We start from the raw sequence: 10,347 nt of genomic DNA on the forward strand, positions 1-10,347 counted from the left end.
ATGTAGCGATTATGTAATTTTGGGTGTATGGTTTGTTATTAGATGACAGCGTTGTCATCATCACTGGGCAGAAGTGATTTAAAAACCAACAAAATGATTCAAGGGGAATCCTGTGTTAGCTAATAATTTTAAGAAAAGTTTACTAGCTGCAAACATTGGTCTTGCGTTAACCGCAGGCGTATCTGGTGTAGCAGTTGCTGAAACCGGCAGTCAAGTTAAAGAAGACGTAGAAGTCATTGAAGTTCGTGGTATTCGCCGCTCTTTAGAAGCCGCGATTAACACTAAACGTTTCGCAACATCTGTTGTAGATGCAGTTTCTGCAGAAGATGTAGGTAAATTTCCTGATAGTGATGTAGGTGAAGCACTTGGCCGTATCTCTGGTGTTTCTGTAGGTCGTCAGTTTGGCCAAGGCCAACAAGTTTCGATCCGTGGTGCGTCAGCACAATTAACCCGCACACTTTTAAATGGTCACTCAGTTGCTTCTACAAACTGGTACGATCAACAAGCAATCGACCGTAGCTTCAACTACTCACTTATGCCTTCTGAAATGGTTGGCGGTATTGATGTATACAAATCATCACAAGCAGACCTTCCAGAAGGTGGTGTTGGTGGTGTTATCATCGTTAAAACACGTAAGCCACTTGACCTAGAAGCTAACACTGTATTCGGCAGTGTAAAAATGGACCACGGTTCAGTTTCTGAAGAGTGGGATCCTGAAGTTTCTGGCTTATATAGCTGGAAAAATGACAACGAGAATTTTGGTGCATTAGTTGCGCTTTCTCGTAAAGACACAGAATACCAACGTCGTGGTACAGAAACAATCCTTGCTTGGGGTGGTGCAGTAGCGCCAACAGTATTTAAGCAAGAGCGTGAGCGTACGGCGGCTAACTTAGCACTTCAGTATGCACCTACTGATGAGCTAGAATTCGGTCTAAACTATACATATTTAGATCTACAAGCTGATAACATCAACTCTTCACTTTTCCTATTCTCACAAGGTGCAGATGCTGCGCGTTGGATCCCTTACGGTGACCGTTATACAAACGGTGGTGTAGATGAAGCGCCAGTTGATGGCCCTCTAGGTAATATGCCTGAGTGTCAAGCAACTAACGCGACAGGCGATTGTGTAAAGGCAACTCTTGACGCAAACGCTGGCGGTAGCTGGGGTCAAACTTGGGTTCGTGATGCAGAAATGAACTCTAAAACTTTAGAGATCAATGGTAGCTACACAACTGACGATTATGTTATTGATGGCCGTATCGGTACGACTAAATCAGAAGGTGGTACAAACTTTACTGCTGCACAGCGTAACGGTATTGGTGTAGCGAGTGACTTTGCTGGTGTGTATGACGCTACTGGTAAAATCTACACTGTTGATACAGCTGTTAAATCATGGACTCGTGACGATTTCGTTGGTGACCTAGATTTACCAGGCTGGTCTATTCGTAGTCAGCCTAACACAGACGAAGAAGATTTTGTTCAAGGTAACATCAAGTTCTTCGTGGACCTTGGTCCTATTACATCGATCAAAACTGGTTTCTCATACGCAGATCACTTCGTAGAAGAGAAAACTTTCCAGCCTAACCCACGTGTTGCGGCAACAGACGTAATTTCTGGTGACCCAACTAAGCTATATAAAGATAGCCAGTTAGAGCTTGCACAAGGCTTCATGTTCCCAGAAGCTGATTACGGTGCACTATTAGCTCGTGCTAAAAGTGGTCTTGGTGAGTGGGAGCTTCTACGTTCTGGTTACGGCACTGTAGAAGAAGAAAACTTCGCTGCATACGTAATGGCTGAGTTCTCTGCTGAAGGTATCCGTGGTAACTTTGGTCTACGTTATATCAAGACTGATGCTGAGTCAGACTTCTTTGCTGTAGACTTTGAAGGTATCAAAAAAGGTCTATATGCAGAAGGTGGTGCACTAGCTGGTTATCAAGCTTATGAAACAGTACTAAGCACTGAAAAAGCAAGCTACAACGATGTATTGCCAAGTGTTAACGTTGTATTTGACCTAACTGATGACTTAATTTTACGTACATCAGCATCACAAGTGGTAGCACGTCCTAACTATGCAAACATGTTTGCTAGACAGTCACAAGACGGCTATAACGATGATATTGAGAACAACGAAGTACTAACTAAGGGTTCTCCAGGTCTACTACCTTTCAAAGCAACTCAGGCTGACTTGAGCTTAGAATGGTACTATGACAGCAGTGCATTACTATCATTCACTTACTTTATTAAAGATATCTCTAGCTTCACAACTGCGGCTCTTACGCCTGATCAGCAGTTAGGTATTGTTGACAACTTTGGCAATGATAACTGGACTCTAAGTACACAGCAAAACTCTACTGGTGGTAAAATCGAAGGTTTCGAAATCCAGTGGCAGAACTCGTTTGACAGTGGTTTTGGTTACGTAGCTAACTATACGTTTGTTGACGCGAAAGCTGATGCAAGCAACTACGCTGACCTAGTTTCACAATTCTCGGATTCTTCTGAGCACACTGTAAACTTAGTAGGTTACTATGAAGCTGAAGACTACACTGTTCGTCTTGCGTATAACTGGCGTTCAGAGTACATGATTCGTGAAGGTGCTAAATTCTACGGTAACCGTATGCACGATGATTATGGTACGCTTGACTTATCAGCAACTTACACGCTTACAGATAATATCGGCTTCACATTCGAAGTTGTTAATATCCTTGAAGAAGACAGCATTCAGCTAGGTGCAGCTCCAACAGAATCTTCTGTTAAGAATGAGCTTAAAAACAACTACCCAGCTTGGTCTTTCGAAGGCGAGCGTCGTATTAAAGCGGGCGTAAACTTCCGTTTCTAATTTTTTAGACGTTACGAGCCCAGCATTCGCTGGGCTTTTTTGTTTTTGGAGTAGATGTAATGGCGTCAATTACAATAGTGGGTGGTGGTACTGCAGGTTGGATGACTGCGGTGCTCTTAAATCAAGCTTACAATAAGTTTGGCAATACAGTTTCGATACAACTCGTTGAAAGTCCCGATGTAGATATTGTCGGAGTAGGAGAGGCAACTGTACCTGCAATTAAGGACTTTTTGCAGGCTGTCGGTATAGATGAAGCCGAGTTTATCAAAAGTACCAATGCAACCATCAAGAATGGGATCTTGTTCAAAAATTGGTGTGCGCCAACGGAAGAAGGTGAAGTACACCAGTACATGCACCCGTTTGATCAGGAGCGGGTAGAGAAAAGATTAGATGTAGCGACATCTTGGTTACTGTCTTCGAGAAACAAAAGTTACGATGATTCAGTATCTATTGCCAAGGCCCTGTCAGATAAGAATTTAACGCCTAAAGTACAACAGTCGAAAAGCTTCCAGTCAATCGTACCTTACAGCTATCACTTAGACGCAAGGCTATTCGGACAGTTTTTACGAAAGCATGCAATTGCCAGAGGTGTAACTCGAGTCGAGGCACATGTGAATAATGTTGTCGCGAAAGAGGGCAAGATTGTATCACTGAGTACTGATAAAGGAGAGATTACATCTGACCTATTTATCGATTGTACTGGCTTTAGAGCTTTACTATTGAGTAAGCTCGAAGAGCAGGAAAACTGGCACTCATACTCTGATGTATTACTTTGCGATAAAGCAGTAACAATTCAAACTGAAAATGATACGTCATATGCACCAAACCCCTATACGATTTCCCATGCACTCAGTGCAGGGTGGTCATGGAAGATTGATTTGCAAAATCGTTCTGGGAATGGCTATGTGTATTCGAGCCGACATATTAGTCCTGAACAAGCTGAACTAGAGTTTAGAAAGCACTTGGGGTTAGATGAACAAACGAAATTCAATCACATAGATATGCATGTTGGAAGAAGACGTCAACAGTGGATTGGAAACTGTGTGGCAGTAGGGCTATCAAGCGGATTTATTGAACCACTAGAGTCTACCGGATTACATTTAATATATTTAGCAGCTAGACAGTTTGTGTTACACAACAATTTTTCAAAAACACAGCAATCTACGCGTGATAATTACAATAAAACAATGAATGATACATATGATGAGCTCAAAGATTTTATTGTTTTACACTATGTGTTGTCTGACAGAACTGACTCAGAGTTTTGGCGTGACATACCAAAAACACTAGATGGTTGCGAGTTGCTTAAAAGCCGGCTATCAGTGTGGAAGCACAAAGTATGTGAATATTTTGATGTCTCAAACTCCACATCTCATATGTTTTCTGATGTAAGCTATCGATACATTTTGTATGGAATGAATTATTTCCCAGAATTAGATATCCCTTTTGTTGAAGGGGAGTTTGACGATGTGTTTGCTTATATTGAGAATAGACAACAGCAAGCTTGTCATCATACATTGAGCCATAAAGAATATCTCAATGCGACAGTGCACGGTCAAAGTGGTTTCGTGTCAGTGAGTATGAAGTAAGGAGAATATATGCTGGTAAATGACTATGTTGTTGTGGGTGGGGGAACCGCAGGTTGGTTGTCAGCTTGCTTATTGGCGAGTGCAACCTCAGAGCATGCTGCGAAAACAGTCACTTTAATTGAATCTCCAGATATACCAATTATAGGTGTTGGTGAAGGAACTGTTCCTTCAATTAGAGATACCCTAAAACGTATTGGGATAAGTGAATCTGATCTCTTCAATCATTGTGATGGAAGCTTTAAACAATCTATCAAGTTTGTAAACTGGATGGATAAAAAGAAGCATGGTGAAAACAACTTTTATCATCACCTTTTTGACTACCCATTTCCTTTTGGCGACAACTTGTGTCAATACTGGCATAACCAAAGCACATCCAGCTTTGCAGAAATTGTATCTATTCAACAATACCTTGCAGAGTCAATGAAAGCACCAAAAGGCATATGTGATCCCGAATTTGCAGGTGTATCCGATTATGCCTACCACTTTGATGCGCACAAATTTGCGCAATTGTTAAAGCGCCACGCTATCGAAAAACTAGGTGTCACATATGTATCTGATACTGTTGTTGATGTAACCCACTCACACGATGGCAGTATTGACCAACTCGTGCTCAAAGAGCAAGGGTCTATGGGGTTTGACTTTTACATAGATTGCTCAGGGTTTAGCAGTTATTTGTTAGGGGGCAAATTAGATGTCCCATTTGTGGATAAACAGGATGTAATTTTTTCCAATAAAGCATTAACTGTTCAGGTACCTGAATTAGAAGCATCGATCCCGCCGTACACTATTTCTACAGCACATCAAGCGGGTTGGATATGGGATATTGCTCTGAGCAACCGCAGAGGAGTTGGATTTGTATATTGTGACGCATACTTAGATAAAGATACGGCATTTCACAAATTACAAACTTATGTAGGTCGCGATCTAAATGATTTTAACGTACGTGATCTCGACATGAAAATTGGATTTCGAGAGAGAGCTTGGGAAAAAAACTGTATCGCAATAGGTCTATCTCAAGGGTTTGTTGAACCCTTGGAAGCCACAGCGATTTTGTTATCGGACTTTTCTGCAAATCTATTTTGTAATAAATTGCCAGAAACAACAGCTGATATTGCGGTTTTGTCGAAGCGTTTTAACCAGCGTGTAAGTTATGCCTGGCAGAGTGTGATCGACTTTGTAAAGTTGCATTACTGTATTTCAGATCGTCAGGATAGTGAATTTTGGCAAGATAACCGTGCTAGCAACTCAATTCCAGACAGTTTAAAAGAAAGACTAGAGTTATGGTCTCAAACATACCCAACAAAGGATGATTTCTTCTCAAAGTTTGAAGTGTTTGATATAGAAAATTATTTGTATGTTTTGTGCGGAATGAACTTTGACTTCAATCGTTATGGATTGACTGAGAAAAAGACAAAAGAGTTTGCTGCTCAACATCAACAAGTCTTCGCAACCGCCGAGCAATACAAAAGGCAGTTATTAGAGCAAAGGGCTTTGTTAGAAAAAGTTAAAGTAAATAATTTTTCAAAAAGTTAATACAAACATTATATGGGCATTGTTTAATGCCCATATAATGTTTAGATGCTTGGTTATCTATCGTTTAATTGATAAAAAGATGCGACCGTTAGCCTACCATTAGTTGGGCTTTTTGAAATACTTTTGTTAGTGTTTATATCAGCGCAGTGCAGTATATTGCTTTGATACATGACCAATCTATTGAACTTTGCCTCTATTTTAAGCTCTCGTTTAAAAAGGGAGTTGTCACCTTGCAAATAACCTTTTTCCTGATTTTTATCGAGCGCTTCCTGAAATATATTAACGTCACCTTCACCTATTTGCATAATGTCACGAGGCTTATAACTATACAGAGAGGTCCCACCAAATGCCTCATCACAGAAATAGTGTACTGACGCATACTCATTTTTATCAATAGAATCAACATGTGGTAGAGAGTGATAGTCACTTAACTCACTTTCAGAAAGCGTGACTAGACTAAGCAGTGCGCGATGGAAATAAAATTCTTTATTACTTTCGTTTATTAAAACCATCAGCTCTTGAAGCATGTTTTCATATGCCTTGGGCATCAAATCTCTTATGCCTGGGTAAAGTGTACCATCACGTCCTGGAGCCAAAAAGTACGCTGTATTTTCTGCAAATGAAATTACTTCATGTGGATTTACTAAAACATCGTCAATAACATAAACAGGAGAAGTACATTTTTCTAAATAAACTCGATTTACTACAGCGTTTTTATTTAATACTAACTTCATTATCTACCCTCAATATGTTAAAACTGGCCTTATTGTAACCTTTAAAAAGAAATCACACCATGACTGTTGAAGTATTAACACGCAAAGCATTTTTTGATAATAAAAATGGGATAATCAACAATAACAAGCCAGTTAAGATTTCGCAGTTTGTTCCTGATGTTAGTAAAGACATAACGCAGGATTTAATTCGATGTAGTGATAACAAGTCTGTACACTATATGTCCTGTGCGAGTGAACATAAAGGTCGTTATTTTTATAACGAGGACTTGACCAATTTTAATTTTGAGCACTCAGAAGGAAGTTTAAAGTCATTTTTTGAACTACTCGAGAAACAGAAAGAAAAAGCCGAAAAATCATATTTTGCAGCGCAAGCAATTCCGGTTGATGTAATTTTTAAAGACGCAATGTCGGATATACTAAGCTGTGAGGAGTTACCGAATAATACCGATCGGCGGCTTTGGATTGGCAATCAATGTAATACTGCAGCACACTTCGATTTTTCACACAATATAGCTGTGGTGTTAAAAGGTAAGCGGGAGTTTAAGCTTTTTCCAACTAACCAAGTGAATAACCTTTACATCGGGCCTATTTCAAGAACGCCAGGTGGCACTCCCATAAGCCTCGTTGATGTAACTAACCCTGATTATGAAAAGTTTCCGCGCTACAAACAGGCTGAGGCCGAATCAATAACAATTGAATTGAATGCGGGTGATGCCGTTTTTATTCCCAATTTATGGTGGCACAGTGTACAGTCCTTGAGTGATGAAAATATTTTGCTGAATTACTGGTGGAAAGAAACGGGAGAAGCAGAAGGAGCACCTTTTGAAAGCATGATTTTCCTTATGTCTTTTATTCCGATGTTGAGTCGTAATGAGCGCCAAGCTTGGGAAAGTCTTTTCAAATATTTTGTTTTTCAAACAGACCATGATCCCAAAGCTCACATGCCAGAAAATCTCTATGACATTCTAAATAATTTGTCTGAACAGGATATTCAAGGGATCAAAAAGTGGTTTAAGCAAAAAATTTAGCAGATTGTAAGGAATTCAACTTCCATTTCCGCTTTAAAACCGATAGCCTTAGGACCACTAAAAGTAACAATTAAGAATTTGAATGGAGTAGTATTATGGCGGAGCAACAAGTGCAGCCTTTACACAACGAGAAGCATGCCAATATAAAAGTTAAAAATGGCATCAATGTTGAATTTTTGAAATCACAGCACCTTATCCCTGTTGTTGCTCATGAGTTTGCTCGCGTAGCAACTGAGTTTCCAATGGCGTTTGTAAAAAATACTGAAACTGGCCAGTTCCAGGCAGTGGCATTATTTGGTTTAGAGCCAGGTGAAAACCTTTATGTTAAAGATGGCAAGTGGCAGGCAGGTTTTGCACCTCTTGCTGCAGCTCGTTATCCTTTCGGTTTGGTTAAACACCCAGAAGAAGACCAGTTTGGTATTGTTATCGATGAGGCGAGTGAGCTTGTAGGCGAAGAAGAAGGCAATGCATTATTTGCAGATGGCAAAGAAACTGAATACCTTCAGGCGCGTAAAGAAGCACTTGTAAACTACGTTGAGTTTGCTCGTGTAACTGAAGTGTTCACTAAATTCCTTGCTGATAAAGAGCTACTTGTACAACAGACGCTAACTGTTGATATTGCTGGTGAGAAAAAAGACATCAATGGTATCTACTTAGTAGATGAGCGTAAACTAAACGAGCTAAGCGACGAAGACTACCTTGAACTTCGTAAGCGTGGTTACCTAGCACCTATCTTTGCTTTCTTAACTTCTACGCACCAAGTTGCACGTCTAGCTCGCCTAAAAGCGGCACTACAAGACGCTTAATCATAACTCCCACTATTGGGCATTGTGATTAAATAAAAACGCCTGCAAAGCAGGCGTTTTTTTATGCCGTAAATCAGCATAGCTTTTTCCCTTCTTTCTTACTCTGTCATTTTTATTTCAATTATTAATGTTTCGTTTTAACGCAAAAGCTTGCTTAGCCTAAGCTTTACAAGCATTGTGGTGGCATTGGCAAATCCAACAAAGGATAATAATGAATAAAAAAACTTTACTGGGGCTTATCTTTACGCTGGCCTCTGCAAGTGGAGCAACCAAACAGTTAGACCAACCTATCGCCATCGCGATCCATGGAGGAGCAGGTACCATAGAAAAAAGCCGTTTTACACCCGAAAAAGAGCAGGCTTATCGTGCGAAACTTCAAGAGGCAGTTGAGGTCGGTTACAAAGTGCTCGAAAATGGTGGTGACAGCCTTGATGCAATTACAAAAGCAATTAATGTTCTAGAAGACTCCCCATTTTTCAATGCGGGTAAGGGTGCAGTTTATACCTATGAAGAAAGCCATGAACTAGATGCGTCGATAATGGATGGCAGGAACCGACAAGCGGGGGCTGTAGCGGGCGTTAAGCACGTTAAAAACCCTATAAACCTTGCACGTGAAGTAATGGATAACTCTGTACATGTGATGTTAAGTGGAAATGGAGCAGAGGAGTTCGCTAAGAAGCAGGGGGTAGAGTTGGTCAAATCGGAGTATTTTGATACTTCAGACCGATATAAATCTTTATTACGTGCAAAAGAAAAGCTTAAGCAAAAAGAAAGTGGCACGAAAGATTATCAAGCTGCGCACAAAGCATTAGCAGCTGAACATAAAATGGGCACTGTGGGGGCTGTTGCGGTCGATAAGCATGGGAATCTCGCCGCTGGTACATCAACTGGAGGCATGACCGCTAAGCGCTATGGTAGGGTTGGCGACTCGCCAATAATCGGTGCTGGCACTTTTGCGGATAATCAATCCTGCGCAGTATCAGCAACCGGCCACGGTGAATACTTTATTCGCTATAACGTTGCTGCAGATATATGTGCACGTGTTGAATACCAAAATAAACCCATTGAGCTAGCTGGCAAAGAAGTTATTTTTGGGCCTATGTATGAGTCTGGTGGTACTGGAGGCGTCATTATTGTAGATGCCGATGGAAATATAAGTATGCCATTTAATACCAAGGGAATGTATAGAGCGAGCAAGTCTAGTACAACACCAACCTTTGTGGGTATTTTTAAGGAAAACTAAACGCTTATTGATTCTTGGGCAAATTTATCAGCGCCAGCTACTATTATAAAAGTAGCTGGCGTTTTATTTGGGGGAATGAATAATGCAATCAGTTAAAGTAGCAGACTATCTAAATCACAGACCAGTCACTTTCAATGCGAATATGCGTATTGAAATGGCGGTAGAGAAATTATTACAAAGTGGTCAATCTGGCGGTCCAGTACTTGATGATAATCATAAAGTCATTGGTTTTTTATCGGAACAGGACTGTATTAAAAAGATGTTAGAAGCGACCTATCAAAATGAGTCACACAGTATTGTATCTGACGTTATGAATAAAAACCCAGTGTGTGTTAACCCTGAAGACAGCATCTTGCAAATTGCTGATAGAATGTCCAATGACAAACCCAAGCTTTATCCTGTGTGTGATGAAGATGGGCGTTTGATTGGGGTGATTACACGTGCTCACGTTTTACTCGCTTTTGATAAACATTTACATGACACCTATGAATCTGGGAACAGATTTGTTTAAAAGTTTGTTTTTACTTGGGTAGAAGCATGAGGTTTTGATAAACTACGCGGCGATTTTGGAATTTTCA

Annotated in this window: 8 protein-coding genes; 7 read left to right on the forward strand and 1 reads right to left on the reverse strand. The window is 40.4% G+C overall.

Going from position 1 to position 10,347, the window contains the following annotated elements; all coding sequences use genetic code 11:
* Window positions 1-112: 112 nt before the first annotated feature.
* Genes N475_RS21270 through N475_RS21280 form a run of 3 tightly spaced genes read left to right on the forward strand, consistent with a single transcriptional unit; the run spans window position 113 to window position 5,958 of the window.
* Entirely contained in the window at window positions 113-2,836 is a 2,724-nt protein-coding gene (locus N475_RS21270; RefSeq protein ID WP_063357891.1) for a TonB-dependent receptor, read from the forward strand.
* A gap of 59 nt (window positions 2,837-2,895) precedes the next feature.
* Window positions 2,896-4,425 (forward strand): tryptophan halogenase family protein, encoded by a 1,530-nt coding sequence (locus N475_RS21275; RefSeq protein ID WP_063365921.1) that lies wholly within the window; start codon window positions 2,896-2,898, stop codon window positions 4,423-4,425.
* Between the two features lie 9 nt (window positions 4,426-4,434).
* On the forward strand, window positions 4,435-5,958 hold the full coding sequence (locus N475_RS21280; RefSeq protein ID WP_063365922.1) for a tryptophan halogenase family protein: 1,524 nt from the start codon (window positions 4,435-4,437) through the stop codon (window positions 5,956-5,958).
* Between the two features lie 53 nt (window positions 5,959-6,011).
* Here the strand turns inward: N475_RS21280 and N475_RS21285 are convergent, their stop codons facing one another.
* Window positions 6,012-6,692: a DUF6445 family protein gene (locus N475_RS21285; protein ID WP_063357894.1), complete on the reverse strand. Its 681-nt coding sequence runs from the start codon at window positions 6,690-6,692 to the stop codon at window positions 6,012-6,014.
* 59 nt (window positions 6,693-6,751) lie between these two features.
* Here N475_RS21285 and N475_RS21290 point away from each other — a divergent pair, with 59 nt between their 5' ends.
* From N475_RS21290 to N475_RS21305, 4 genes are all read left to right on the forward strand, one after another.
* Window positions 6,752-7,720: a cupin-like domain-containing protein gene (locus N475_RS21290; protein ID WP_063357895.1), complete on the forward strand. Its 969-nt coding sequence runs from the start codon at window positions 6,752-6,754 to the stop codon at window positions 7,718-7,720.
* 95 nt (window positions 7,721-7,815) lie between these two features.
* Window positions 7,816-8,526: a SapC family protein gene (locus tag N475_RS21295; RefSeq protein ID WP_063357896.1), complete on the forward strand. Its 711-nt coding sequence runs from the start codon at window positions 7,816-7,818 to the stop codon at window positions 8,524-8,526.
* A 211-nt stretch (window positions 8,527-8,737) separates the two neighbouring features.
* Window positions 8,738-9,769 carry an isoaspartyl peptidase/L-asparaginase family protein gene (locus N475_RS21300; protein WP_063357897.1) on the forward strand — a complete coding sequence of 344 codons (1,032 nt, stop codon included), beginning with the start codon at window positions 8,738-8,740 and terminating at the stop codon, window positions 9,767-9,769.
* 82 nt (window positions 9,770-9,851) lie between these two features.
* The gene (locus N475_RS21305; protein WP_063357898.1) at window positions 9,852-10,280 is read left to right on the forward strand and encodes a CBS domain-containing protein; all 429 of its coding nucleotides are present in this window, start codon (window positions 9,852-9,854) and stop codon (window positions 10,278-10,280) included.
* The last annotated feature ends 67 nt before the right edge of the window (window positions 10,281-10,347 follow it).

It is taken from the genome of Pseudoalteromonas luteoviolacea DSM 6061 (assembly GCF_001625655.1).
GTDB classification, from domain to species: Bacteria; Pseudomonadota; Gammaproteobacteria; order Enterobacterales; family Alteromonadaceae; genus Pseudoalteromonas; species Pseudoalteromonas luteoviolacea.